Source organism: Streptomyces sp. PTL18 (assembly GCF_059510295.1).
This window is the reverse complement of sequence record NZ_JCAJZO010000020.1, coordinates 1-24,620: the sequence shown is the minus strand read 5'-3', so window position 1 is coordinate 24,620 and position 24,620 is coordinate 1. Positions and strand designations below refer to the sequence as shown.

The following is a 24,620-nucleotide window of genomic DNA, read 5'->3' as shown; positions in this document are numbered from 1 at the left end:
ACGGCGGCAACGGGGGTTGGTCCGTGCGGGTGACGGTGACGGCGGTGAGGAGCGGGGCCACTGCCCTTGAGTCATACTCGTGGTGAGCTCGACCGCGTCCGCAGGACGAGCCGTCACCGGCCTGACCAGTCCCCGAGGGGGCCATCATGGCTGTGGAAATTCCACCCCTGATCAGTGCCTCCCGATTCAGGAGCCGAGGGGGCCTGCTGGGCGAGTGCCTCGCGGAGTTCCTGGGGACACTCGTCCTCATCGCGTTCGGATGCGGTTCGGTCGCCGTGGCCGTCGCCGCACTGCCGGGGTCCGGCCGGACCGCGGGACCCACCACCTTCTTCGTCAGCTCCGGCGACTGGCTCCTGATCACCTGGGGCTGGGCCCTGGCCGTGACGTTCGGCATCTACGTCGCGGGCGGCGTCAGCGGCGCCCACATCAATCCGGCGGTCACACTGGCGTTCGCGGTGCGCCGCCGGTTCCCCTGGGCCCGGGTCGTCCCCTACTGGTTCGCGCAACTGGCGGGCGCGTTCGTCGGGGCGGCGCTGGTGTACGCCGTCTACCACGACGCGATCAACACCTTCGACCACGCCATGACGGGCCCGAAGACGAACGGGCACACCCTCGCCAGCTTCTCGATCTTCGGCACGTTCCCCGCGCCGTTCTTCCACGGCGGCACGTGGGGCCCGCTCGTGGACCAGATCGTGGGTACCGCCTTCCTGGTGATGTTCGTCGTGGCGGTGATCGACCTGCGCAACACGGGGGTGCAGGCCAACCTGGGGCCCTTCGTGATCGGCCTCGCCGTCGCCGCCATCGGCATGTCGTACGGCGCGAACGCCGGGTACGCCATCAACCCGGCCCGTGACTTCGGCCCCCGCCTGTTCACCTGGGTGGCGGGCTGGCAGAGCCTCGCCCTGCCCGGCACGCTGCCCGGCTCCTTCCGGGACTACTGGTGGATCCCGATCGTCGGTCCTCTTGTCGGCGGGGTGGTCGGGGTCCTGGTCTACGACCTGTTCGTCGGCGACGTCCTGCACATCCGGGCCCAGCGCGCCGAGCCGCCGGAACCCGGCCGGACCCGTCCGACGGAGACCACGAACGAGGAGTGACGGCGGTGGGGGGAGGCGGTGGTGCGACGGCGGCGGGGAGTACGCGGCGGACGAGGAGCGTCCGGCGGCGGCACCTCGCCGCGCCGCCGCCTGAGCCGGAGGCCGGATCCGCCGCCTGAGCCGGTGGCCGGATCCGCCGCCTGAGCCGGTGGCCGGATCCGCTGCCTGAGCCGGTGGCCGGATCCGCCGCCTGAGCCGGTGGCCGGATCCGCTGCCTGAGCCGGTGGCCGGATCCGCCGTCTCAGCCGGGGGCCGGATGCCCGCCGGTCGCGCGCAGCAGGAGGACGGCGATGTCGTCGGTGTGCCGGCCGCTGGGCCAGATGTGGTGGACCAGGCCGTCGATCAGCTCCTCCAGCGCAAGGTCGTGGACGTCGGCCAGATACCGGCCCAGGGCGGCGGTGGTCCGGCCGGTGTCGGCGCCGGGGACTTCGACGAGGCCGTCGGTGTAGAAGGCCAGCAGGGCGTCGTCGGGGAGCGGCACGCGGGTGACGGGGTAGTCGAAGTCGACGTCGACGCCGAGCAGCGGTCCGGGCTCCACCTCCAGGACACACACCTCCTTGGAGCCGTGGCACAACAGCGGCGGAACGTGGCCGGCGCTGGCCAGGGCGATCTCCCGGCGGGCCAGGTCGAGATGCGCGTAGAGGCAGGAGACGAGCAGGTCGGAGTTCAGATCGGTCAGGAGCCGGTTGGTGCAGGCCAGGACCTGGTCGGGCGACCCGCCGGTGGTGGCGTGGGCGTGGATGGCGGTCCGCACCTGGCCCATGAGGGCGGCCGCGGCCATGCTGTGGCCCTCGACGTCGCCGATGACGGCGGCCGCGGTGGTGGCGTCGAGGCGCAGCAGGTCGTAGAAGTCGCCGCCGACCTCGACTCCGCGGGTCGCGGGCAGGTAGCGGGCCGCCACGTCGAGTCCGGCCACGGCGGGCAGGGCGCGCGGCAGGAGCACCTGCTGGAGGTCGTTCACCAGGCCGTGCTGGGCGTCGTAGAGCCGGGCGCGGTCCAGCGCCTGCGCCATGAGCCCGGCCAGTGAGGTCAGGACGGCGCGCTCGTCGGCGGAGAAGGTGTGGGGCCGGACGTAGGAGAGCACGCAACAGCCCACCGGTCGTCCCGAGACCATCAGGGGGAGGAAGGCCCAGGCCTGCTTGCCGCTCACGATGGGTGCGTCCGGGTGGCTGCGGGCCATGTCGGAGGGGCTGGCGAAGAAGGCGGGGGTGCCGGTCGTGAGGACCTGCCCGGCGGGGGAGAGCGCGGTGTCCAGTGTGAGCCCGTCCAGGCGCTCGATGACCTTCGCCGGGTAGCCGTGCGAGCCGAGGATCTTCAGGCGGCCCGCGTCGACGGCCGACAGCACCAGGCCCTTGGCGCGGAAGGCGGGAAGGATCTGTTCCGCGATCATCTCGAACAGGTCGCGGACGCTCACCGTCTCGGTGAGCGCGGCGGCCAGGTGGATGAGCTGGTACAGACGGCCGGTCGGGGTCACCGTCACCGGCCGGGGACGTGTACTCGCCGTGGACTGCTCCTTGGCGGGGGTGATACGGACGCTGATACCGCTGGTGTCCGGGTACAGCTCGAAGGTCAGCCACTGGTCCGGTGGGCGCAGGGCGGTGAAGGACAGGGCGGCGCGGCTGACCACGGCGGTGCGGTAATGGTCCTCGAACAGGGGGTCGTCCATCCACGGCAGCGACTGCCAGGGGCGGGTGCCCAGCAGCCGGCCGCCGTCACGGCCGAGCAGGCGGGCGGCGGTCCTGGTGATGAAGGTGATCCTGCCCTCCAGATCGAGGGCCAGGGCGCCCTCGGGAAGGCGTTCGGCGTAGTCGACGGCGGCGAGGCCGGCGTAGGCCGGGTGGTGGGGTGCGACGACGGAGACGATGCGCGGCTGGTCGGGGAGCGTGGGCGGGCGCGGCGCGTCGTCCAGGAGACGGGTCAGGCGGCGGGCGCTGGAGGTGATGTGGCGGCGTTCCCGGGAGGTGGCCCTGTGGGGGTGTTCGGCGGGCCACATCAGCACCAGCCCGCCCCAGCATCGGCGCATCCCGGCCAGGGCGTGCGCGGCGAGCGGGAACCTGTAGGGCAGGACCGCGGCGACACGCGGGTAGCGGCGGGCCATGTCGCTCTGGTCCCCGACCCACACCAGCCGGTTGTCGCGGATCGCGTCGGCGAGCGGCACGGGAGCGCTGAGCGGCATCCGCCGCCAGGGGACGGTGAACTCCAGCGGCATCCCGCACACGGCGACCAGCCGCAGCACCGGCTCCGCGTCCTCGATCAGGTAGATCCCGCCGATGGAGGCTCCGGTGCGGCGCACGGTCGCGGCCAGCACCGCATCGAGGGCATCGTCCAACGCGCCGAGAGAATCGGCCGACGCCGCCACCCTGCCCGTCGCCTCATCGTCCCCACCCGTGTTCATATCGGGACAATACGCCCATCCGGGATCGTCCACATCGCAAGGGTCACCACCCGGTCCCAGGCGAAGGCCCCACCGGCCCCATCACCGATTTCACCCAAACTGATGGGCGATAGGATGGTGTCGTGGGACTGGACCACGACTCGCTGACCACTCTCGCCACGCTCGGCGATCCCTTGCGTCGCCGCATGTTCGAGTTCATCCGGCAGGAGCGGCGCCCGGTCACGCGCGAGGAGGTGGCCGACAGCGCCGGGATCTCCCGCAAGCTGGCGGCGTTCCACCTGGACAAGCTGGTGGCGGCCGGTCTGCTCCGGGCCCACTACGAGTCCCCCGCCGGCATCCGCAAGGTCGGCCGCAGGCCCAAGGTCTACGAGCCGGTGGCCGAGGCCGTCTCGGTGAGCATCCCCGAGCGTCGCTACGGCATGCTCGCCGACGTCCTGACCGAGGCCGTCCTGACCGAGACCGACGCCGAATCCGCCCGCGACGCCGCCCTCCGCGTGGCATACCGGCGCGGGGAGACCATGGGCGGCGCCGAGCGCGAACGGATACGCCCCGGACGGCTCGGCGCCGAGCGGGGGCTGAGCCTGGCCGCCGACACGCTCGAGGAGTTCGGCTACGAGCCGGAGCGTGCCGCACCCGCCCTGTTGCGGCTGCGCAACTGCCCCTTCCACCCCCTGGCGGCCAAGGCCCCGGAACTGGTCTGCGCCGTCAACCAGGCTTTCCTGGCCGGCTACCTGCACGGCCTCGGAAGCGACAGGACCGCAGCGGTCCTCGCCCCACGGCCCGACGCGTGCTGCGTCGAGCTGCGTGCGCAGGACGCGCCGGAGGGCTCCGCGGAGACGGGTACCGCCTGCGGGCGGTGATCCGGGGGCCTGCCGTACGAACGCACAGCCGGAGTCGCGATGAACCTCTGGCGCGGCCGGGCAATCCCCCGGCGCGAGCAGGCCGTATATACCGATATGCAGAGGTTCCGGTTCCCCGTGGGCCGTCTCCCGGACGAGGCTCTGCTGTCCGGGCTCGCCACCGGCGATCCGGAGCTCGCCGTCACCTTCGTACGGAGGTTCCAGCACAGGGTCTTCGGAGTCGCCGTCGCCGTCACCGGGGATCCGCAGCTCGCCGAGGACATCGCCCAGCAGACGTTCGAACGGGCGTGGCGCCATGCGCAGATCTACGACTCCCGCCGAGGTTCCGTGACGACGTGGCTGACCACCATCGCCCACAACCTCGCCATCGACGCCGTCCGGTCCAGGCGGCCGGAGCCGGTCGCCCCCGACGACCTCGAGGCGATCCTGGGCGTCGTCAGCCGGACGCCCGAGCAGTACGTCCTGGCCGACGAGGCGTCCTCGCGGCTGCGGGCCGCGGTGGCGCAGCTCCCGCGCGAGCAGGGCCGTGCCCTGGTGATGGCGGGCATCTACGGCATGACGGCCCAGCAGGTCGCCGACTGGGAGCACATCCCGCTGGGCACTGCCAAGACACGCATCAGGACGGCGATGGGCAAGCTGCGCACCACCCTCGCCCCTCCCCCGCGGAGCGACCATGCCGAGTGACGTGACCTGCGAGAAGCTGCGGGAGATCGGCGCCGAGCTGGCCCTCGGCGTGCTCCCCGGCCGTGCACGCGCCGGGGCGGTCGCCCATCTGGAGGGGTGCGCGGACTGCCGGGAGTACGTCGCTCAGCTCACCCTGGTCGGCGACCGGTTGATCGGGCTGCTGCCGTGCGGCGAGCCCCCGGTCGGCTTCGAGACCCGGGTGGCGCAGGCGCTGACAAGGAGCGCACAGGTGCAGGCGGCGCAGGCGCAGGCCACGCCGGCTCAAGGGGCCGCGACGGCCACAGAGGCGCCGGCCCTCGATGCGCCGGCCGCCGATGTGCCGGCCCCCGATGTGCCGGCCCCCGATGTGCCGGATCAGGAGGCGCCGGCCCAGGGTCCGTCGGCGCCCGAAGGGCGTTCGTCCGCCCGCTGGGCCGGTTTTCCGCGCCCGGGCCGGCGCGGCCGGCGGGTACGGCTGCGGGCCGCCTCCGCGGTGGCCGCGCTCGCCCTGGCCCTGGGGTTCGGGGGCTGGGCGGTCGGCACGGCGATCGAGGAGGTCATGGCCGGGCCCTCCACCCCCGTCGGGGCACCCTCGGGCATGCTGTGGGCCGGACTGGTCTCGGCCCGGCCCCTCGGGAAGCCGACGGGCGAGATCTACGCCCACCCGGGGTCCCCGGGCTGGCTCTACATGTCCGTCGATCTCGCGGACGCCGGGATGCCGTACAGCGGCAAGGTCTCCTGCCTGCTGGTGCGGCACGACGGCGGCACGGTCCGCGTCGGCGAGCTGACTCTGCACAGGGGATACGGCTACTGGGGCGGCCCCGCCCCCGTCGACCCCTCGGTACTGGCGGGCGCCCGGCTGACGGAACCCGACGGGACGGTGCTGGCCACGGCTCAGTTCGGCGCATCCGGAGTGGCGTAGGGCACGTCCGTCACGTACGGCGGCTCACGTGCGGGCGTCTCGCAGGGCCGTTGCCAGTTCGGGCACCGTGGGCCGGTCGGCGGGGTCGGTCCGCAGGCAGTGGTCGATGGCCGCGGCGAGGGGGCGGGGCAGGCGCCGCCGGGTGGCGATCGGCGGGGCGGGCGCCTCCAGTTGGGGGCACCAGTCGTCCGGGTCCCCTGTGCGGCCCCCGTTCCCCGTGTCGCCGTTTCCCGTGTCGCCGTTTCCCGTGTCCCCGTTCCCCGTGTCCCCGTTCCCCGCGTCCCCGTTCCCCGTGTCCTCGTTTCCTGGGTCCCCGTCCTCCGGGTCGTCGTAGGGCTCGTCCGCCGTCTCACCGCCGCCGAAGGGCACGTCGCCGCTCGCCACCTCGTACAACGTGATGCCGACGCCCCACACGTCGGTCGCGGCCGTCAGCAGGCCGCCGCGCGCCTGCTCCGGTGAGAGGTACCGGAAGGTACCCACGCCGGGCGGGGCGACGCCGGGCGGCCGGGCCACACTGAGGTCGAGGACCTTCGCATGGCCGCGCTCCACCACGACGTTGGACGGCTTGAGGTCCAGGTGCAGCAGGCCCCGGCCGTGCAGGTAGTGGATCGCGGAACACAACTGCACCCCGAGGAGCGCCACGTCGCCGGCGGCCGGCCGGCGCCGCAGCCGGTCGAGGAGGTGGGACAGCGTCTCCCCGGTGAGCGTTTCCAGGACGACGACGGGCTCCGGCACGTCGAAGGTCTCGTACGCGCGGACCAGGTGCGGATGGGTGAAGTCCTGCAGCCAGCGCCCCTCCCGCAGGAGCCGTTCGCTCAGCCGCACATCGCCGCGGCGGTCCGGGCGTACGACTTTGATCACGCACCGGCAGGCCCGCTCCTCGCTCCAAGCGTCGTAGAGGTCCAGCCACCCCGTGCGGGTGAGGTGGCCCAGGATCTCGTAGCCGGGGACCGGGCGGGTGCCGGGCACGAGCGGAGAGGGCGGCGGGCCGGTCATGACAGCACCGTGCCCGGTGGCGCGGGGGACACGGCCGCGATGCGGTGCAGCCGCGCGTACGCCCCGCCGCGCAGCAGCAGTTCGTCATGGGTCCCGGACTCGACGACCCGGCCGTGGTCGAGCACCACGATCAGGCCGGCGTCCCGGACGGTCAGCAGGTTGTGGGAGATCACGACGGTCGTCCGCCCGGCCATGAGGCGCCGCAGCGGCTCCATGATCCTCAGGCCGGACCGGACGTCGAGACCGGTGGTCGGCTCGTCCAGCAGCAGCACGGGCGCGTCCCTGATCATGGCGCGGGCGATCGCCAGGCGCTGGCGTTGTCCGCCGGACAGTGTCCGGCCGCGCTGGCCGACCGTCGTGTCGTAGCCGTCCGGGAGCTGCTGGACGAACTCGTGGGCGTCGGCCGCGCGCGCCGCCGCGACGATCTCCGCGTCCGTCGCGCCGGGACGGCCGTAGGCGATGTTCTCCCGCACGGTGCCGTGGAAGACGAGCGTCTCCTGAAGGACCACCGCGACGCTCTCCCGTACGTCGGCCAGGGCGAGGTCGCGCAGGTCGGTCCCGTCGAGACGCACGGCGCCGCGCTCGGGGTCGTAGAAACGCAGCTGGAGCTTGGCGACCGTGGACTTGCCGGCGCCGCTGGCTCCGACCAGCGCCAGGGTCTCGCCGGGGGCGACGTGGAACGACACGTCGGCGAGGGCCCAGGCCGGCGTACCGGGATAGCGGAAGGACACGCCGTCGAACTCGATGTCGCCGTGCGCCCGCCCGATCCGCCGCGCGCCGGCGGACTCGATGACCTGGGGGCGCTGGTCCAGCAGTTCGACGATGCGTTCGGCGGAGGCCGAGGCGGCGTAGAAGCTGGTGCCGAGGCGGGACAGGTCGCGGATCGGGCCGTACAGCTTGCCGATCAGCGCGAGGAACACCAGCAGCCCGCCGAGGGTGAGCTGGCCCTGGGCCAGCTTCCAGGTGCCGAGGCCGATGACGGCGAGCGCGCCGGACACCTCGATGACCTCGACGAGCGGCCGGTAGACGGCACGGATGCGCGCCGACGCCATGGCTGCGCGGAACCTGCCGAGGTTCTCCCGGTCGAAGTGGCGCGCCTCCCAGTCCTGCCGGTTGTAGGCCTGGACCAGGGCCACGTTGCCCAGTGACTCCTCGGCGACCGCGCTGAGCGCACCGCTGCGGCGCCTGCGCTCCCGTGAGGCCTCCTTGGTCAGGCGGGAGAAGTGACGGGCCGCGCGCCAGAACAACGGCACGATGACGAGGGCGAGGAGCGTCAGGTCCCAGCGGAGGTAGAGCAGCAGACCGAGGAAGACACCCAGCCGGATGACGTGGTAGAGGCCGTCCGCCACCCCCGAGAGCAGGAACGTCTCGACGGCGTCCACGTCCCCCGTGACCCGTGACAGCACGTCGCCGAGCCGCCGCCGTTCGAAGAACCCGAGGGAGAGCCCCTGGACGTGCCGGAACACGTCGGAGCGCAGGGACCGCAGGAAACTCTCGCTGACGTAGGTGGACGTCATGTCGTCGGCGAACCCGAGAACACCGGAGCCGACGATGAGGCCGAGATAGGTGGGCGCTATCCAGGCGAGCGGGGTGAGATCCCGCGGTACGAGCACCTCGTCGACCACGATCTTGAACAGCCACAGTTCCGCCGCGTCGACGAGGGGTCCGATGAGGCTGAACAGGACGAGGGGCACGAGCCAGCGCCGGCGACCGCGGGTGTACGGCCAGAACCGCCGGAACACCTCGCGCGGGGCCAGCCGCGGCGCGGCGGCGACAACGGCACCGTCGTCCTCGCTCACGGACAGCAGACGTCGCGTGGACAGACGCCGCGGGACATGCCGCGGAAGCCGCACCATGGCTTGCGTCCCTGGGGGATCGACTTCGGAGCGGACCGGTCCCGGGTCCTCCGTTCACCGGCCCGCTCGATCTTCACCGGTTGTCGCCGTGGTCGTGGTCACTACCGTGGTCGTGTCCGTGGCGGCGACCGTGACCGTGCCTCCTCATCGAGGTGTCGTCACGCTCGGACGTGTCGTCCCCGCGGTCACGGTGTTTGGCGGGGAAGAGATCACTGAAGATCGCCATGTGTTCCTCCTGCGGAAAGTTGCCTCGTATCGGATACGCGTGACAGCGGAAGTTGGATGGCGATTTGCGAAAAAAAGATAGGAATATCCTCCTGGGGCGCATCCCGGCCGCCCCGCCCCGCCCCGTCCCGCCTCGTCCAGCGCTGTGCAAGCCCGGACTCGCCGCCTTCGGCTTCATGATGCCGACGCGCCGGTGGCCCGGCTCCGGACGGCACTCGGCCCGACCGGTTGCGCACGTCCCGGTGGAGGGGGTCAGCGGCTGGTGGTCCACCGGGAGGCGTCACGGGCGATGCGGGTGGCGGCGTACCCGGTTCCGGCGACGAAACGCATCATCGGTCCGAACATCGGGGCGGCGAGCGATCCGGTGAAGTACAAACCGGGGTCGGACGATGCGAAGCCCGCGGTCAGGTGAGGGGCCTTCGACCCGGGCACGCACACCAGCGCCCGGCGCAGCTCGGCCGAAAGGAAGGGTACGGCGTCCAGGTCGAGTCGGTAGCCGGTGGCCGCGAGCACGTGGTCGACGGTGAGTGTCTCCGGCCGGCCGCCCGGCCCGGCGAGCTCCAGGCGCACGGTGGCCCCGGTCGTCGCCTCGGCGTGTGTCACCCGGCACGAGGTGCGTACCGGGACGACGCCCTCGACGCGGTCCCGCAGCCACCAGCCGCCCGACGGGCCCAACGCGCGTCGGAACAGCAGCAGCCGTGCCGGTGCGGGTAGTCGCCGTACGCCACCCGGCGCCTTGCACACCGCGGCCAGGATCCAGCCGGTTCCCAGGGGTGAGGCGGGCTGGGCCAGGCGCCGCGGCCAGGGGCGGGCCAGGTCCGGAGGCATTCCCCACAACACCTGCCGTTCACGGACCAGCACCAGGACGTCGGCGCCGGCCTCGTGCAGCAGCGCGGCGCTCTCCAGTGCGGACTGGCCGCCGCCGATCACGGCGACGCGCCGCCCGGCGTAGCGCGAGAGGTCGGTGTGGTGACTGGTGTGCGACACCGGGGCTTCGGGACCCGGCCCTTCTGCGGCGAGACGCCGCAACTCCCGGGGAATGTGGGCCAGTCCGTTCAGACCCGTGGCCACGACGACGGCCGCCGCTGCGAGTTCCCGCCCGTCGTCCAGCCGGACGGCGAAACCGGCGTCGGCCCCCTCCCGGCCGACCGCCACGACCCGGGCCGGATCGACCTCGCCCACGTACTGCTTCTGGAACCACTGCCCGTAGCGCACGAACACGTCGCAGGGGATCGGCGTCAGCTCGGTCAGCTCCGGCTCACCGTGCACCCGGCGGAAGTCGGCCAACCGTCCGCCCGGCTCGGGCGCGGACAGGTCGGTGGCGGCAGGCGTCGACTTCAGGAACATTCCGGTGGCCATGGCGTGCCGCCAACTGCCCATCACCTCCCCGAAGATCCGGACCGGTACTCCGGTGGCCCGCAGGTGCGCGGCCACCGACAGCCCGTACGGGCCGGCGCCGACCACGACGACCGGAAGCCGTGTGCGCCCGGTGAACGCCTGCTTGCGGGCAGGGCGTCGCCCCGGAATGGACTGTGTCATGCATCCCCCGGCTGGTCCCCTCGCCGTCTGCTCCAGGCAGCCCGGCACTTTCGGGACAATGTGCCGGCGGATGGCCGCCACACTGGTCCCCCCTCCGCCGGTCAGTCTTACCCATCGGCCGGAACCGGTGCACCATATCGGCGCACCTTGTCCGAAACTTGGTCGAACCGTATGTCGTGAGGCGCCTGGAGGGGCAGCTGTTCCGCCGGTGGTGTGCGGAGAGGTTCCCGCAGGCGTGGCACACTCGGGGAGGCAGCGATATTTACACGGTTGTAGAAGTCCGGCGCGGCGGCGTACGGTGATCACGGGAATGGCAGACCTCATGAACGGCGACGCTCAGAGCCGGGGCGCGAAGTTGGCCAATGGTGCCCGGGAGGCCGAGATCCTCGGCGTGCTGCAGCGGGCCGATGGGGCGCTGACCCCGGGCGAGGTGGCCCAGCGACTCGGTGGCGAGCTGACCTACAGCAGCGTGGTGACGATCCTGACCCGCATGTACGACAAGCAGATGCTGACCCGCACCCGGCGCGGAAGGGCCTACGCCTACACCCCCGCCACGGACGATGCCGGGTTCGCAGCCCGCCGGATGCGTACGGTCCTGGAGGAGCGGCCCGACCGGGAGGCGGTGCTGGCCCGCTTCGCCGATGGTCTCTCCGACGCGGACGCGGAGCTGCTGCGCCAGATGCTCGGCCCCGACCCCGACACCGGCCGCTGAGGCGGGGCCCGGATGCGCGTCCTCGTCTACCTGCCGCTGCTGCTTCCGCTGCTCGCCCCGCTGGGCGCCCGGCAGCTGCCGGAGCGCTGCGAGCCGCGCCTGGCGACCTGGCTGCTCACCGCTTCCTCGTCGGTCCTGGCCGCGGCGAGCACGGTCTCGCTGGCCTTGCTGGCGGTCACCGGGCTGGTGCGCATTCCGCAGCTCGCCGTCCTCGGTCACTGGTCGGTGCGGGCCGCGCGGCGCGAGGACCCCACCGAGCTGTCCGTCGCCCTGTCGGCCGGGCTGCTGTTCGGTGCGGCCACGGTCGCCGCGGCCCTCATGCTCACACGCCGCGCGCGGTCGCTGGCCGCCGCCGCGCTGGACGCGGCCTGCATGCCCACACGGGACGGGGTGGTGGTCGTGGACGATCCGGCGCCCGACGCGTTCGCGCTGCCCGGACTGCCCGGTCGCGTCGTGGTCTCCACCGGCATGCTGCGCACTCTGGACAAGGACGAGCACGACATCCTCCTCGCTCACGAGCGTGCCCATCTGGCCGGTCACCACTACGCGTTCGTCGCCCTCACCCAGTTCTGCGCCGCCGCCAACCCGCTGCTGCGCCCGCTCGCCACTGCAGTCGCCTACACCACCGAGCGCTGGGCGGACGAGAGTGCGGCCGCCGCCACCGGCGACCGCGCCCGTGTCGCCCGTGCCGTCGGCAAGGCCGCCCTCGCCGCCCGCCACGCCCCGGCCCGTTCCCGCCTCGCGGATGCCGTCCTCGGCATCGGCGGTCGCCGCCGCGGCCCGCTGGCCGCCGCCGGGCCCGTGCCGCGCCGGGTGGCCGCGCTGCTCGCCCCGCCGCTCGGCCCCCACTTCGCGCTCGCCGGTGCCACGGCCGTGGTCCTGCTCGCCGCGGCCTGGTCCAGCGCGGAGGCCGCCCACGACTTCCACCTGCTGATGGAGACGATCGGCGTCTGACGACGGCCCGCCTCCCGCGGCAGACGGCAGACGGCGGCCGCGCTCGTCAAGGTCGGGTCAAGGCAGCGACACCGGACGAGGATTTACACGCATGTAGATGTTAGGGTGCGTTCATCTTTCGCACCTCCGTTGTTTCCGCATTCTTCACCTGCCTGAAAGACCACGCCTGATGTCCTCTCGCAGCACCGTGCTGCTCGCCTTCGACGGCTCCCGCATCGACGGATCGCTGTTCACCTCCGTCACCGACTTCGCCCGCGACACCAGGTGGCTGAATGCGCCGGTGGCCCTGGCCACCAACCTCGGCCTGGGCGTCTTCGCGATCCTCATGCTGCTGGGCTGGTGGCGGGCGCGCCGCCGCGACGATGCCGCCATGTCGCTGGCCATCGCCACCCCCGTCAGCGTCGTGGTCGCCTTCGCCGTCGCCGAGGTCGTCAAGAAGCTGGTCGGTGAGGTGCGTCCGTGCCGCTCGCTGCCCCACGACTACTTCGTCTCCGCCTGCCCGGCGCCCGGCGACTACGCCTTCCCCAGCGGCCACACCACTGTCGCCGTCGCAGCGACGGCCGCTCTGCTCCTGCTGGACCGCCGGCTTGCCGCCCTGGCCGCCGTGTTCACCCTGTGGGAGGGCTTCACCCGGGTCTACGTCGGTGACCACTACCCGCACGACGTCCTCGGCTCCCTGGTCATCGCCACGCCCGTCGCTCTCGCCACCAGCCTGCTGGTGGCCCGCCTGGCCCGCCCTCTGATCGGGCGCCTGCGCAGCGGGGGCGCGCTCCGACCCGTCCTGACCTCCCGCCACGTCTCGTCCCCCTGCCGTCAGCAGGAGCTGGTGAGGTAGTCCCCCGCCGGGGGCGGGCATGTGCTCGGCCCGGACGGTTGTGCATCTTCCCGTACGCGTCGGGGTGGAGGACGTCCGACCCTGCCGGCCCGAGGACTCCTGAAGGTGCGCGGAGCCGATGCGCCGGAGGAGCACCGTGAGGGTGTGGTCGCCGACGGAGCCGACGCCGTTCACGACAGTCCGGGTGGGGACGGACTCCACCCGTACCGACCCTAGGAGGAGCCATGCCCGACGTGCCCCGCAAGTACTCCCCCGAAGGAACACCGCTCGCCCCGCTGTCGGACTGGCAGCACGTGCCGAGCGTCGACTACACGGCGGACACGCCGGTGGTAGTGCGGTGGTGGCGGCGCCTGAGGGACGTGATGCCGTGGCCCCGTCGGGCACACCGCCTGACGCACTGACTACCGCGGAACTTCCAGGCCCCCGTCAGCCGTGACGGGGGCCTTCGCCGACCAGGACCACCGACTCCGCACATCACGCTGGCGACGTCAGGGGCGACGGGCATCGGCCGACAGCGAGGGCGACGCCCGTCCGAGACCGGGGCTTCGAGGTCTGTGCTCGTCCTTATCAGGTCGATCACGGGGTCCGTCGACGTCGACCAACGGCCCCTGCGGCTCGGTCAATCGTCCACTGAGGTTCGGCGCCGACCGCTGCTGTTCGTGCTTGTCGGTGTCAGCCGCTGGTGTCAGTCAGCGGGCACCAATTCGAGGCCAAGCGCGTAGATCGCCTCGTCAGCCTCGATGGCCGCGTCCTGGTCCTTCCGCTCCCATGCAGCCCGAGACGCGTCAATGAACGGTTTGAGGGACGGCCAACCATCTGAGGGCTCGAACCGGCAGTCGGTCCAGAACATATCGACGGCTTCGAGTGTGAGGACGCCGATGACCTCATGACCTCGACGCAACTGCCAGACCTGGTCTTCCATCACAGACCCCTTCATGGAGGTTGGCGTGACAGGTCGGCCACCAACAGATCGAGGGTGACCTCTTCATGGAGCGCGACCCCAAGAGCGGTCATCGCAGGGGCGAGGCCCGGGTCCCAGGCCGCGCTGACGGGCTGGCCGTCGAGCGGCAGCTGAGGGATTCCCTCGGTCCGGCTGCGAGCGGCCAGGTGCTCGTAGTCCTCGGCGCCCATGCGCCATGGCTGAGCTTCGTAACGGCGGATGATCCGGTTGGCCAGAGCGATGCCCGGCCAGTCGAAGTCGCCGTGGTACGCGAAACGGCAGCCGGTGGCGGCGAGGGCGTCGAGGAGTGTGAGGACCACCGTGGCCGCGCTGCCGGACGTGCATACCACGGGCCGGACGCAGGCCGCGTCCGCCGCAGCTTCCACCACGCGCGGATTCTCACAGATGTGAACCACTGCTCCGGCAGGTAGGCGCACCTGCAGGTCGTGCAGATCGCGCGGCGTGAGGTGAGCTTCGGCGTGACGGTCGGCCCGCTCCCGCAGGGCCTGCTCCCGCCAGCCCCCGCCGACGGGCCGCAGCCCGTAGGTCAGCACTGTGCCGGAGACCTCGTCCGGCGTGACGGACACCAGACGCCACAGTGCGCGCCGGCCGGCTGCGTCGCTGGGAAACTCGGTGCCGTGGGCGAGAGCGATGCCGCGTTGGACGAGGCGCGCGAGCCAGGTGCCGTCGTCCAGACCGTGCGCGGACCCGGTCGCCATGGCGGCGAGTTCTCCCCGGCCTCGGGTGCCACCCCGCCCCGGGCCGAGCAGTACGGAGAGGACCTGGACAGCCTGCTGAAGCGTGCGTACCGCCGTTTCGGATGTCACTCCTGCCGGTACGCCGGTACGGCGCAGCAGGTCGTACCACCGGCCGGTCCACTCCTGGCCGGCGAGCGGAGAGGCGCCCAGCGCCGAGGCGAGCGACGACCAGATGTGCTCGCGCCGTGCCGCGACACCCGCGCGTACGGCACGGCGGTCGGTGAGCGAAGGCCCGAGTTCCTCCAAGACGTCCCTGAGCCCGAGTCCGGCCGCCGAGGCGCGCAGCCGCGTGTCGAGGGCATCGAGGCGCACAGTCACGGCAGCACCCGTGACGGGTTTGCCCAGCAGAAGCGACAGGTCGTTGCGTTCCCGGGCGCTCACTGAGGTCAGCCGGAGGGAACCGGTGGCCTGCACGCCGTTGCTTTCCAGGCGCTTGCGTACCGCTTCCCAGAGCCGGGTGAGCCCGGGACCGGCCAGCCAGTCCCTTGTCGCCGTGGGCAGCTTGCTCATACGGACACCAGACGCCGGTGCCGGCCGTTCCAGGTGTAGTGCAGGGTGGCCACCCCGCGCACATGGGGATCGCGGAGGCACTCGTAGATGTGCAGGGACGGCACTTCTGGCCAGTTGCCCATGAGCCGTTCGCTGGTGAGGACGAAGTCGAGGTCGAGATCGACGAGGATCCGCCCCAGCCGCCCGTGGGTGGGTTCGTCGACCTTGGCGAAGGCGTCGTCGAGCAGGATCAGCCGCGGGGCGTGGGGTGCCGACTCGGCGAGGCTGGTGAAGTGGGCGGCGGCCGCGGCGAAGAGCACGAGGTAGGAGAGCACCCGCTGCTCGCCCTGGCTGAGCCCGGTGCGGCCGGTCAGTTTCCGCCGCCGTCCCGGAGCGGCGTCCTCGACCACGAAGGTGTGGAAGCGGAACCAGTCGCGGTAGTCCAGCGCCGTCCGCAGATGGGCGGCGTAACCGGCTGAGGGGTCGGCCCGCCGGGCATCCTCGATTCGGCGTTGCAGCACCTCGCGGAGCTGCTCGGTCTGCTCACGCGTGCGCAGGCTCGAAGGACTGCGCACCAGCTCGACAGCCGCCCGCACGTCCGCGTCGACGTCCTCGTCCAGCTTCCACAGCAGCTCGACACCGAGACCGTGGGAGGTGCGCACGGTCCGTAGGGTGTCATTGAGAGCCGCGACCAGGTTCGCCGCGGTGATGACCTGGGCCGAGAGGTGGTCGCCGAGCTCGCCGGTCAGAAACCGCTGGAACACCTCACGTTCGCGCTCGGTGAGCCGTCCCCGGGCCTCTGCGGCCTGGACGGCGATCCGCTCGCCCACGGCCGCGACGTCGTGGGAACCGTGGTCGTCGATCAGGCGGCACACCTTGATCCCGTCGCGTTCCTCCAGTTGCGCGTCGTAGCCGCCTGCCAGTTGGTCGCGCAGGTCGGTGTGCCGGTTGAGCAGGGTGCTGTCCGACACCTCGCCCTTCGGGCGGCCGAGGGCCTGTCCCACGGCGTCGGCCAGTGTCCGCAGTGCTCGCAGACGGCTGCGGACGTCCGAGCCGGGATCGTCCGCCACATCCTCGGGCAGTGAGGATCGGTCCAGCCCGGCGCCGCGCACCACCTCCGGCCGGCCGAGTGCGCCGCGAAGGGTGCTGCCGGTTGCGATGACCGCCGTCTCCTGGGCGGCCAGGTCCTCGCGCAGGCGCTTCTCCTCCTCTTCTGCGCGCACGCGCCGGTCGTGGAGTTCGTCGCGGGCCCGCTGTGCCGCCGGAAGGGCCTGGACGGCGTGCGCGATGCGTCGCCTGGATTCCTGCTCGCGGGTGAGGATCTCCTCTTCGGTCGCCCCGATGGCCTCCTCGCGGGTGCGCAGGTCCTGTTGCGCGCTGCGCAGCCCGGTGAGGCGGAGCCGGTAGTTCTCCTCCGCGTTCAGGCGGTCTGTCCGGGCGCGTTCGTACCGTTCGGCATCGGCGTGATGGACGCCGAGCCGCTCGCCCGTGCTGCCGCTCGCCCGGCGAAGATGCCCGATGCCGGTGAGAAGGGCAGCCAGCGCGGTGCGCACGCGTTCCAGCTCGGCGGGGACGCTGGGCAGGTCATGGGCGGTGGCGGTGGCGTCCGCCTCGGTGCGTGCGGCTACGGCGAGAGCGCGGGCCTCCTCGGCCTGCCGTGTCGCGCGGGTCGCCTTGGCGGTCAGGTCACGCAGTGTCCTCTCGTTCGACTCGGCTCTGCTCCAGGCGTCGGCGAGATCTCGTGCCCGGGGGAAGCCCTGTTCCGCGAGCCTGAGGGTCCGGCGCCGGGCATCGGCCTCGGTGAGTTCGTGACGGGCGTCGGCCAGCCGCTGCTTTGTCCGCGTGAGCCGCTCCTCCAGCTCGGCCAGGATGCGCCGCCGGGTCTCGGCGCGTACGGCGGCTCCCACGTACTCGGCGTCACTCTTGTGGTGCCGGCCGCTGAGGATGCCCAGACGCCAGCTTCCGTCGTAGTGCACCGCGTCATGAGCGGTCGTTTCCTCGGCCGGTGCGAGCGCGATGGCGGCCAGCAGGCGTTCCACCTGCTCAGACGTGACCCCGCACCCCGGCTGCGGTGCTGGGCGCAGGGCCGAGGCCAGGGTCGGTCCATCCGGCAGTGGGGGCCCCGGGCGCAGCAGAGTGTCACGAGTGCCGGGATCGACAAGGGCGCCGTCCGCGCCGACCCACGCGTCCAGGATGCCGCCGGCCTCCAGCGCCGCTTCCAGACCGGCTCGATGCGCGGGGCTCAGATCATCCGTGAAGTCCACCAGCCGGTAGAAGGGCGCCCCGGTGCCGGGTGTTCTGTCGGCGGCGCGGTGGTAGGGGACCGGCGGCTCGGGGTCGGTACGTCGCTCCCAGTCCCGCTTCTCGCTCGCCAGGCGGTCGAGTTCCTCGCCGAGTCGGCCGACGGCGAGCGCCAGGCTGTCCCGGCGCCCGGTGAGTTCGTCGCCGTACGGCTCCAGTGCGGCCTGGGCGGCCCGCCACGCCTGGCTGTCGATGTCGGGCGGCAGCGTGCGGTCCGCGAACGGGGCATCTGCGGAGCTCTCGCAGGCGACCGCTGCGTGGACGGCGTCCAGCGGCGGGCAGTCGGACCCGACGGCGGTCCGCGTGCGTGTGTCCCACTCGGCGACCCGGCGGGCGTAGGCACCGCTCTCCTCGGCGACCTTCTCGCGGCCGGCGTCGAGACGGCCGGCGGCCTCTTCCGCCTCGCCCTCCAGCCGTTCCCGCTCGGTGTCGGCCTGCTCCGCCCGGCTTCGGGCCTTCTCGGCCTGCGCGGTGAGGCGCGCCACCTCCTGGACCATCCGGGTCCGGTTCTTCACGACCGTCTCGGCGTCCTCCAGCTGCCCCTGCCAGCGCAGCAGTCCTTCCTGCACCGCCGCCGTGTCCACGCGGACGGCCGACCGGCGCTGCACGATGTGCGTCTCCCCGTCCGGAGCGGTCAGCTCCGTCTCGCCGGCCTGCGAGCGGACCGTACGGGGCAGAGCGACTGCCTCGCCGAGATGGCCGGGGGGAAGCCCGGCCTTCTCCGCCTGCGTCAGCAGTTCCCGGTGATCGGTGCCCAGTTCGGCGAGCCGGCTCCCGAGGTGGTCGACACCGTCGGCCAGGCGCTCGGCCGCGCCCTCCTCCGCGCCGTGTGCGTTGCTGAGGGCGGTGAAGGCGGCCACGGCGGCGGTGTGCAGCGCCTCGACCGTGCTGCGGCGTTCCGACAGTTCACGCAGGCTGCGGTAGGCGTGGCCTGCGTGCAGGGCGGCGAGGTCGGTCCGGGCGGCTTCTTCCTCTTCACGCAGGGTTTCCAGCCGGGCTTCCGACTCCTCCTCCTGCGTCCTCAGCTCGCCGGTCCGCTGTGCGGCGTCTCCGGCCGCCCGGCGTCGCTGCGCGAGGACCTCCAGCTCCCGGCCCACCGCCTGCGCCGAGGTGCGCAGGACACCGGACAGGTAGCCGCGGTAACCGGTGAGGAAGGTGCGCAGCGCCGTATCGGTGCGCTCCAGGCGGCCGAGTTCGTCGCGTACGGCGTCGAGGTCGTGGAGGTTGCGCGCGACCTTCTCGACGACGTCCTCGTCGAGTCCCGGCAGGGTCTCGCTCAGCAGGGAGGCCAGTCCTCCGTGCTCGATGCGGTCCCCGACCGTGGGCCGCCGCAGCCGGTGGAGGAGCTGGGTGAGGTTGCGGTAGCGGGTTGCATCGGTGATGCCGAACAGTTCCCGGGCCACCCGCGAGCGGTGGACGACCGCCCGGTCGGTCACGTTGTCGGAGCCGACGATCTCCTTGAGCCGGTCGACCGGCAGGGGCCTTCCGCCCTCGACCAGGTGCAGGTCCTCACCGACGCGCAGCGGGGTGACGAAGAACGTCGGCAGCGCCTTCTGCGTCGACTTCGAGGCGCGGATGGCGGCGCCGAGTGTGAGGTGGCATTGGCCGCCGCCGTCGGTCGTGCCCCGGAACTCCACCCACAGGTAGCCCAGACGGTTGGTCTGCTCGAACCCGTCCAGCATCAGCCACGCGAGTGTGGTCCGGCCGGTGCCCGTCGCGTCCAGTGCCCGTGAGTCGCCGTCCAGCAGATACGGGAGCAGCATTTCCAGGGCCTTGGACTTGCCCGCGCCGTTCTTGCCACGCAGCAGCATTCGTCCGTCGCCGAAGGCGAACTCCTGCTCGTCGTACTGCCAGACGTTCTGGATACCCGCGCGGTGCAGCCGGAAGCGCGTGCCGGCGGTCGTCTCGGTGCCGGAACGCGGCAGGGGAATGAGGCCACGCGCATCGGTGGTCACAGCGGCAACTCCTCCTGGACGTCAGCGCCCTTTCTGGCTGCGGAGGCCGGGCGCACGGTCACGTGGGTGGCGTAGCGTGCCGCCGCGGCCGGCAGCACCCAGCCGTCACCGCCGGGACGTGCTCCGCGAACATCGGTCACGGTGCGCCCCTCCGGTGCCTCGTCGGCGTACCCCTCAGGCAGTCCGTCTCCTTCGGCACGCAGCCGGCCGGTCCGGGCCATCAGCCGCATGCGGGCCAGCAGGTCCAGCACGGCCTCCCGCAAGGCCGGGATGTCCTCCAGGTAGCCGCGCTGCCAGTTGCTGCGCTGTCCGTACTCGGCGACCAGACCGGCCAGCAGTTCGTCCACCAGGCCGTCCGGGACAGCCACGCCGATGACGAGCGTCCCTCCGGTCGCCGGGTGTCCGGGCTCCTGCGGCCGAAGCCGCTCCACGAGCCGTTCCACCAGCAGCAGCGCGGCCTGCGCGACCGTCCCGGTGCCGGGCAGGTGCAGATCCGTCAGTTCGTCCTCGGGGTCCACCAGCGCCACCCCCTCGGCGCGGATCTCCATCTCCAGGCCCAGAAGTTCGGAGAACGCCTGCGCTTCGCGGCGCTGCCGGGTGCGCAACCAGTCGCGTTCGGCGTCGGTCAGCTCGTCCAGGTGGACGACGGGTGTCTCGACGAGCATCCGACGCACATAGGTGCGGGGTCCGCCGAATCCCGGGTCCGCTGCCCGCCGGACCAGGTCGGCCCCGTCACGGGCCTGGGCGAGCGGGCCGGCGACGACGACGCGGGCCAGCTCGCGGTCCACTGTGATCAGGGCCTCTCCGCCCGCATCCTGTGCGAGCGCGGCCACACGGCCCTCGGTCTCGATGAGGACGCCCCACTCGACCAGCAGGCGCAGAGCCGCTACCAAGGTCCGTTTCCCGGCCGCCCTACCTGTCTCCTCCAGCTCGATCTCCGCGTCGGCCGCGGCGGCCCTGATGTCGGCCACCAGCTGTGACAGCAGCAGTTGTTCGGGTGCGGTCACCAGCACGGACAGGGCCAGCGCGAGGCAGGCGTACGTGTGCGGGGTGAAGGGGGTGCCGGTGGAGCGCTCCAGCCGGTGGCCCGCACCTGCTCCCAGCCCCGCCTTGAAGAGCCGGGCGTAGGAGCTGTCGACCAGCAGGCGGTAGCCGAGCACCTGCTGGAACCGCTTGCCCAGCCAGTCGGCATGCCTGCGGATCAGCGGGAAGAGGTCGGCGTGCGGGCCGTCCGAGGTGACCAGCGGATGGGCGAGCAGCAGCCGGGCGGCGCTGCGGCGCTCGGCGGCCAGGGCGACGTCGTGTGTCGAGGGGAGGGTCATGACACGCTCACCTCCGCATCGCTGTCGGCCACGTCGGAGGGGATACGGCCGACGTCCAGCTCAAGGTCGTCCAGCAGCAGGTCGCCGTCGACCGAGTGCAAGACGCACCGGGCGCCCGCCGTGCGTCGCACGGTGAGCCGGATCCCCAGCTCGGCGTCCTCGCTGTGCGCCTGGTCGAGGTCGAATTCCGTCGCGCCCTTCCCGTCCGTGCCGGCACGACGCCGGAGCTGCGCGTTCCCGAGTGCGGTGGCCAGCAGCTCGAGAAGCAGACCGAGCGCTGCGGAGGTGAGCCGCACCTCGGCGAACCGGCCCGAGGCGCTGCGTAGTTCGTCCGCCGCCGCTGCCCTGGCCGCGGCCCGCTCACGGGCGGCCTCCCGCAGCCGCTGCTTCTGCGAGGAGTGGTCCTCCACCGCGGACGTCCGGCCCCGCTGGGCGCGGCTGCCCCTTTCCCGCAGGGCCATCGGCACCTCGACCACCGGCCCGGTCCACCAGCTCGTGTAGGCGGGCACCACCTCGTCGGTGGCCGGGGGTATGCCCAGATGGCGGGCGCCGTACAGCCCGAAGGCGGCGACGGCGATGTCATGCGCGTCCTGCGGCGCCGCTTCCTCGAACCACCGGGCCAGCCGCAGCAGGTCCTTGCGCCGGGACATCTCCCCGGTGGCCGACCGCAGCATCCGCTTGGCGTTGGCGAGCAGCGACTGCAACGCGCGCAGGGTGGCGTCCCGCAGCTGATCGACCTGGCTGCCCTGCCCGTCGGCGTCGCTGAACCAGCCGCGCAGGCCCTCCCAGTCCGCGAACTCGCGCCCCCGGCTGCGCAGCACCCGCGTCTCCAGGCGGCCCTCGCCCTGCGGTGACAGCCCGGTGAGGCCCTGCGCGTGGGCGTCCAGCCGGGCGAGCAGACCGGGAACGTGCGGCCACAGCGTGTCCAGCGTCGTAGAGATCCGTGGTGCACGAAACGCCACGTCCTCCGTAATGGCCTCGACGTAGTCGAGGAGCAGCTCCTTGAAGCCCTGGTATTCGGCGCTGTCCAGGTCGTACCGGGCCAGCACCTGGCCGAGGTAGGCGTAGAAGTCCCGGATGGAGTCCGCGAACTCGGTGAACTGCACGAACAGCGTGCTGACCCGCTCCAGCCCGTCCTGCGGTTCGATGCCGCCGGGCGCGGTCACGAGCTCGGCCAGCTCCCTGAGCCCGCGCTCGACCAGGGCGAGCAGCTCGTTGCTCACCTCCCGGGCGGCGTCCGCCTCGGCCAGCACCCCGTCGGCGTCCCGCTGGATGCGCTCGCCCAGCTTCGACAACTGGTAGCGCGCGCGGGACCGCTGGTACTCGCTGATGCTGGACGCCTTCACCGTGTGGCTGCTGCGCAGCAGGTTGCCCCACCGCACCAGCTGCTCCAGCCGGACGGTGAGGGTGTCGGCGTCGAGCCCGGCGGCAGGGCCCCCGGCCTGGCGCAGCTTTGCCAGGACGTCCGGTACGGCCAGGTCCGCCAGCAGGGTCCCGCAGAAGACCCGCATGACGGCCAGGTGCTCCAGCCGCTCGGGCGCGCTGAGGTAGGTGTACGCGTCCAGCCGGCGCCGCGCCTCGCTGTCGGCGTCCTGCGCGCCCTGAGCCTGCCGTACGGCGTCCCGCGCTGCCCCGGATACGGGTGGTTCCATGCCTGCGAGGTTACGCGGCGCGTTCGCCCGGCACCGGTGGGTGGCCGAGAAATGCCCCGGCTCCGGCCCGGCCAGGGCTCTACTCCCCTCCACAAACCCGCTTCGGCCGCTCCCTCTCGCGATAGTCGCTGGGAAGTGCAGATCCAGCAGCACCCTGGCCATGCGGCCCAACAGCGACGGTTCCCGCCGGAGCGCCACCTGAAGGTCCGGCGCCGGCCGCCCAGTGGCCCGGCTGGCCCGTAGTTCCCGCACCCCGGTGCCTGGGCTACCGACACCGTGCTCGGTCCGTACTTCCCACACCCCGTCGCTGACCAGATGGCGGAAGGGATAGGCGGGCGTGGTCCCGCGCGGCGGACCGTACTCCACCAGCAGTTGCTTCAGATCCGACTCCACCGCGCTGTACCACCGCGCTGTACGGCAACTCGTCTGCGACGTGTCCGCGCCGGTGCTCGACCGCCAAGGAGAGCTCGACCAGCGTTTTCACCGGCCCGTCCGCGCACAGCACTGCGTCGGTGAGCTCGAAGAGCGCGTCCGCCCGCTAGTAGAGACACTCGTAGAACTCGACCCGAAAGCGGGACAACAGACCCAACGCCTCGATTCCGGGCACACCGACGGGCAGACTCATGGGCAGCGGCCGTTCTCTCGTGCTTTGTGACTCGACATCTCGAAGCGTGGAGAACGGCCGTCTCCGCTGTCCCGTGAAGAACCGCAGGTCAGCAGGACGAGTGACCCGCGAGGTTGAACGCCAAGCTGTCACCGGCGAGAACGCCCTCTCCTGGCGCGACCCGACACCACAGACCAAACACCGGATTCCAGGATAAAACACCGAGATAAAACGACCTCTGACCAGTCGCGCAAGATCTGACGCCCAACAGTCTTCCCGCACCAGATCGGCGCGGCGCAACTCGGCCGGCAGGGCGGCGGGATGGCTTTTGAGAGCGAAGAAGGCCCGTGACGCGTGCGCGGCCCGGGCCTTCGCGTTCGTGCTGCTGGGATCAGTTACCGAGAGAGGATCCCATCAGGTCCTTGAGGGAATCCGGGTCGAACTCGATTGCGCCGGCGGGCGCGGTCGTGTTGACGGCCTTGTCCTTGAACGTCAGGGCGATGGGAAGGTGCTGCCCCTTGCTGTGGGTGTCGAACTGGCCCAGGTCGACCGCGATGGTGTTCAGGGTGCCGACGTCCTTGTTCAGCTTGACGGTGATGGTCGCTGGGGTGGTCGGCACACCGGTGGGTGCCGTGGTGGGCAGCTTGCCGTCGATGCCAGGAACGTCCTTGAGGAGGGGGAAGACCTGCTTCTGGATGTCCGAGATGAGGTTACGGGCGTTCGTCTTGATCTCGACGGTGTCGATGCCGTTGTTGGTGCCCTTGTCTGAGAAGGTTGCGTCCTTCGTGAAGATCTCGGACAGGCTGTCCTTGATCTTCTGCTGCTGGGCGGGGTTCAGGGACGGCATCGGGCTGGGCTTGGCGTTGCCGCCCATCTGCTGGGAGAACTTGGCGAACTTGGCCGGGTCGATGGAGACCCAGTTGCCCTGGAGGAGGCGCTTGAACGGCTCCAGGTACCTCGGGATGGAGTCCGTGATGGACTGCATCTGCTTGACCTCGTCGATGCTCTTCTTGTCGCCGCCGAGTTTGACGAGCTCGGTGAGGTTGAGCTTCATGTACGCCTTGCCCGCAACAGAGCGGTACTCGGCAAGGCTGGTGTGGGCGCCGTTGTGCACGGCGAGGTCCATGTCCAGGCTCGGGTCCAGCTTGCCGGTGGAGGTGTTGCCGGCCTTGAGGGCATCCTTCAGCGGCTTCTTGGACCGCATCGACACGGTGACGCCCAGGCCGGATATCTGCTCCGCCTGGTCTCTGGTCAGCTTGGAGTCGCTGCTGGGGTCGGCGGCGTCGAGGGCGAGGAGCTGGTCGGCGTTCGCCTTGAGCTGGAAGTCGATGGTGACCTCCTTGCTGCCATTCAGCTTGTCGAATGCCTGGCCCACCTTCTGGCCGGCCGACAGCTGGTTGAAGGCGCTGCAGGCGGTGACCCCGGTTGCCGTTACGAGGGCGGCGGTCAGGGCTGCGGCGGCGTAGCGTGCGCGCAAGTCGGGCTCCTTGTAAGTGCGGGCACGTTTGATGTACCGCAGAATCGTCTGCCGGTTGCTTTTGCTGTACC

General features: G+C 71.8%; 19 protein-coding genes and 2 pseudogenes. 8 read left to right on the top strand and 13 right to left on the bottom strand.

The features are described from left to right. The first annotated feature begins 146 nt into the window (after nucleotides 1–146). The gene (locus AC5WS8_RS29165; protein ID WP_496106487.1) at nucleotides 147–1,094 is read left to right on the top strand and encodes an MIP/aquaporin family protein; all 948 of its coding nucleotides are present in this window, start codon (nucleotides 147–149) and stop codon (nucleotides 1,092–1,094) included. A 241-nt stretch (nucleotides 1,095–1,335) separates the two neighbouring features. Here AC5WS8_RS29165 and AC5WS8_RS29160 read toward each other — a convergent pair whose 3' ends face one another. Then, nucleotides 1,336–3,489, bottom strand: a complete 2,154-nt coding sequence (locus AC5WS8_RS29160; RefSeq protein ID WP_496106486.1) for a SpoIIE family protein phosphatase — start codon at nucleotides 3,487–3,489, stop codon at nucleotides 1,336–1,338. Between the two features lie 122 nt (nucleotides 3,490–3,611). Between AC5WS8_RS29160 and AC5WS8_RS29155 the strand changes: the two genes are divergently transcribed. From AC5WS8_RS29155 to AC5WS8_RS29145, 3 genes are all read left to right on the top strand, one after another. Next, nucleotides 3,612–4,349 (top strand): helix-turn-helix transcriptional regulator, encoded by a 738-nt coding sequence (locus AC5WS8_RS29155; protein WP_496106485.1) that lies wholly within the window; start codon nucleotides 3,612–3,614, stop codon nucleotides 4,347–4,349. A 96-nt stretch (nucleotides 4,350–4,445) separates the two neighbouring features. Further along, the gene (locus AC5WS8_RS29150) at nucleotides 4,446–5,033 is read left to right on the top strand and encodes an RNA polymerase sigma factor (RefSeq protein WP_496106578.1); all 588 of its coding nucleotides are present in this window, start codon (nucleotides 4,446–4,448) and stop codon (nucleotides 5,031–5,033) included. Next, nucleotides 5,023–5,934: a zf-HC2 domain-containing protein gene (locus AC5WS8_RS29145; RefSeq protein ID WP_496106484.1), complete on the top strand. Its 912-nt coding sequence runs from the start codon at nucleotides 5,023–5,025 to the stop codon at nucleotides 5,932–5,934. The genes AC5WS8_RS29150 and AC5WS8_RS29145 overlap by 11 nt, the downstream gene beginning before the upstream one ends. 24 nt (nucleotides 5,935–5,958) lie before the next feature. Here the strand turns inward: AC5WS8_RS29145 and AC5WS8_RS29140 are convergent, their stop codons facing one another. The 4 genes from AC5WS8_RS29140 to AC5WS8_RS29125 all read right to left on the bottom strand — a co-directional run bounded on the left by AC5WS8_RS29140 (nucleotide 5,959) and on the right by AC5WS8_RS29125 (nucleotide 10,550). Then, nucleotides 5,959–6,930, bottom strand: coding sequence for a serine/threonine-protein kinase (locus AC5WS8_RS29140; protein ID WP_496106483.1), 972 nt, complete (start codon nucleotides 6,928–6,930; stop codon nucleotides 5,959–5,961). After that, nucleotides 6,927–8,786 (bottom strand): ABC transporter ATP-binding protein, encoded by a 1,860-nt coding sequence (locus AC5WS8_RS29135; protein WP_496106482.1) that lies wholly within the window; start codon nucleotides 8,784–8,786, stop codon nucleotides 6,927–6,929. Before AC5WS8_RS29135 ends, AC5WS8_RS29140 begins: the two co-directional genes overlap by 4 nt. A 73-nt stretch (nucleotides 8,787–8,859) precedes the next feature. Then, nucleotides 8,860–9,012: a hypothetical protein gene (locus AC5WS8_RS29130; protein ID WP_496106481.1), complete on the bottom strand. Its 153-nt coding sequence runs from the start codon at nucleotides 9,010–9,012 to the stop codon at nucleotides 8,860–8,862. A gap of 251 nt (nucleotides 9,013–9,263) precedes the next feature. Continuing rightward, on the bottom strand, nucleotides 9,264–10,550 hold the full coding sequence (locus AC5WS8_RS29125) for an FAD-dependent oxidoreductase (RefSeq protein ID WP_496106480.1): 1,287 nt from the start codon (nucleotides 10,548–10,550) through the stop codon (nucleotides 9,264–9,266). A gap of 310 nt (nucleotides 10,551–10,860) precedes the next feature. Between AC5WS8_RS29125 and AC5WS8_RS29120 the strand changes: the two genes are divergently transcribed. The 4 genes from AC5WS8_RS29120 to AC5WS8_RS29105 all read left to right on the top strand — a co-directional run bounded on the left by AC5WS8_RS29120 (nucleotide 10,861) and on the right by AC5WS8_RS29105 (nucleotide 13,452). Then, entirely contained in the window at nucleotides 10,861–11,262 is a 402-nt protein-coding gene (locus AC5WS8_RS29120; protein ID WP_496106479.1) for a BlaI/MecI/CopY family transcriptional regulator, read from the top strand. A gap of 12 nt (nucleotides 11,263–11,274) precedes the next feature. Beyond that, complete coding sequence (locus AC5WS8_RS29115) at nucleotides 11,275–12,216, top strand: M56 family metallopeptidase (protein ID WP_496106478.1); 942 nt, start codon at nucleotides 11,275–11,277, stop codon at nucleotides 12,214–12,216. 169 nt (nucleotides 12,217–12,385) lie between these two features. After that, nucleotides 12,386–13,051, top strand: coding sequence for a phosphatase PAP2 family protein (locus AC5WS8_RS29110; RefSeq protein ID WP_496106477.1), 666 nt, complete (start codon nucleotides 12,386–12,388; stop codon nucleotides 13,049–13,051). Between the two features lie 224 nt (nucleotides 13,052–13,275). Beyond that, nucleotides 13,276–13,452 (top strand): hypothetical protein, encoded by a 177-nt coding sequence (locus tag AC5WS8_RS29105; protein WP_496106476.1) that lies wholly within the window; start codon nucleotides 13,276–13,278, stop codon nucleotides 13,450–13,452. A gap of 284 nt (nucleotides 13,453–13,736) precedes the next feature. On the opposite strand, the gene AC5WS8_RS29100 is transcribed toward AC5WS8_RS29105, so the two are convergent. From AC5WS8_RS29100 to AC5WS8_RS29065, 8 genes and pseudogenes are all read right to left on the bottom strand, one after another. Then, entirely contained in the window at nucleotides 13,737–13,973 is a 237-nt protein-coding gene (locus tag AC5WS8_RS29100) for a hypothetical protein (RefSeq protein ID WP_496106475.1), read from the bottom strand. Nucleotides 13,974–13,984: 11 nt separating this feature from the next. After that, entirely contained in the window at nucleotides 13,985–15,259 is a 1,275-nt protein-coding gene (locus AC5WS8_RS29095) for a TIGR02679 family protein (RefSeq protein ID WP_496106474.1), read from the bottom strand. Beyond that, entirely contained in the window at nucleotides 15,256–19,494 is a 4,239-nt protein-coding gene (locus AC5WS8_RS29090; RefSeq protein ID WP_496106473.1) for a TIGR02680 family protein, read from the bottom strand. The genes AC5WS8_RS29095 and AC5WS8_RS29090 overlap by 4 nt, the downstream gene beginning before the upstream one ends. Continuing rightward, nucleotides 19,491–20,816, bottom strand: a complete 1,326-nt coding sequence (locus AC5WS8_RS29085; RefSeq protein ID WP_496106472.1) for a TIGR02678 family protein — start codon at nucleotides 20,814–20,816, stop codon at nucleotides 19,491–19,493. Before AC5WS8_RS29085 ends, AC5WS8_RS29090 begins: the two co-directional genes overlap by 4 nt. Continuing rightward, nucleotides 20,813–22,468 (bottom strand): TIGR02677 family protein, encoded by a 1,656-nt coding sequence (locus AC5WS8_RS29080; protein ID WP_496106471.1) that lies wholly within the window; start codon nucleotides 22,466–22,468, stop codon nucleotides 20,813–20,815. Before AC5WS8_RS29080 ends, AC5WS8_RS29085 begins: the two co-directional genes overlap by 4 nt. Nucleotides 22,469–22,588: 120 nt before the next feature. Further along, nucleotides 22,589–22,870, bottom strand: a pseudogene (locus AC5WS8_RS29075) (phosphorothioated DNA-binding restriction endonuclease family protein); the annotation flags it as partial. Between the two features lie 25 nt (nucleotides 22,871–22,895). Continuing rightward, nucleotides 22,896–23,093 (bottom strand): annotated as a pseudogene (locus tag AC5WS8_RS29070) (hypothetical protein); the annotation flags it as partial. 370 nt (nucleotides 23,094–23,463) lie between these two features. Continuing rightward, nucleotides 23,464–24,620: hypothetical protein (locus AC5WS8_RS29065; protein WP_496106470.1), on the bottom strand; the 1,157-nt coding region annotated here is incomplete at its 5' end.

What these genes read in the sequence shown, in the direction of transcription:
- AC5WS8_RS29165 (WP_496106487.1), top strand. Translation starts at nt 147, where the DNA reads ATGGCTGTGGAAATTCCACCCCTGATCAGTGCCTCCCGATTCAGGAGC.
- AC5WS8_RS29160 (WP_496106486.1), bottom strand. Translation starts at nt 3,489, where the DNA reads ATGAACACGGGTGGGGACGATGAGGCGACGGGCAGGGTGGCGGCGTCG.
- AC5WS8_RS29150 (WP_496106578.1), top strand. Translation starts at nt 4,446, where the DNA reads ATGCAGAGGTTCCGGTTCCCCGTGGGCCGTCTCCCGGACGAGGCTCTG.
- AC5WS8_RS29145 (WP_496106484.1), top strand. Translation starts at nt 5,023, where the DNA reads ATGCCGAGTGACGTGACCTGCGAGAAGCTGCGGGAGATCGGCGCCGAG.
- AC5WS8_RS29140 (WP_496106483.1), bottom strand. Translation starts at nt 6,930, where the DNA reads ATGACCGGCCCGCCGCCCTCTCCGCTCGTGCCCGGCACCCGCCCGGTC.
- AC5WS8_RS29135 (WP_496106482.1), bottom strand. Translation starts at nt 8,786, where the DNA reads ATGGTGCGGCTTCCGCGGCATGTCCCGCGGCGTCTGTCCACGCGACGT.
- AC5WS8_RS29130 (WP_496106481.1), bottom strand. Translation starts at nt 9,012, where the DNA reads ATGGCGATCTTCAGTGATCTCTTCCCCGCCAAACACCGTGACCGCGGG.
- AC5WS8_RS29125 (WP_496106480.1), bottom strand. Translation starts at nt 10,550, where the DNA reads ATGACACAGTCCATTCCGGGGCGACGCCCTGCCCGCAAGCAGGCGTTC.
- AC5WS8_RS29120 (WP_496106479.1), top strand. Translation starts at nt 10,861, where the DNA reads ATGGCAGACCTCATGAACGGCGACGCTCAGAGCCGGGGCGCGAAGTTG.
- AC5WS8_RS29115 (WP_496106478.1), top strand. Translation starts at nt 11,275, where the DNA reads ATGCGCGTCCTCGTCTACCTGCCGCTGCTGCTTCCGCTGCTCGCCCCG.
- AC5WS8_RS29110 (WP_496106477.1), top strand. Translation starts at nt 12,386, where the DNA reads ATGTCCTCTCGCAGCACCGTGCTGCTCGCCTTCGACGGCTCCCGCATC.
- AC5WS8_RS29105 (WP_496106476.1), top strand. Translation starts at nt 13,276, where the DNA reads ATGCCCGACGTGCCCCGCAAGTACTCCCCCGAAGGAACACCGCTCGCC.
- AC5WS8_RS29100 (WP_496106475.1), bottom strand. Translation starts at nt 13,973, where the DNA reads ATGGAAGACCAGGTCTGGCAGTTGCGTCGAGGTCATGAGGTCATCGGC.
- AC5WS8_RS29095 (WP_496106474.1), bottom strand. Translation starts at nt 15,259, where the DNA reads ATGAGCAAGCTGCCCACGGCGACAAGGGACTGGCTGGCCGGTCCCGGG.
- AC5WS8_RS29085 (WP_496106472.1), bottom strand. Translation starts at nt 20,816, where the DNA reads ATGACCCTCCCCTCGACACACGACGTCGCCCTGGCCGCCGAGCGCCGC.
- AC5WS8_RS29080 (WP_496106471.1), bottom strand. Translation starts at nt 22,468, where the DNA reads ATGGAACCACCCGTATCCGGGGCAGCGCGGGACGCCGTACGGCAGGCT.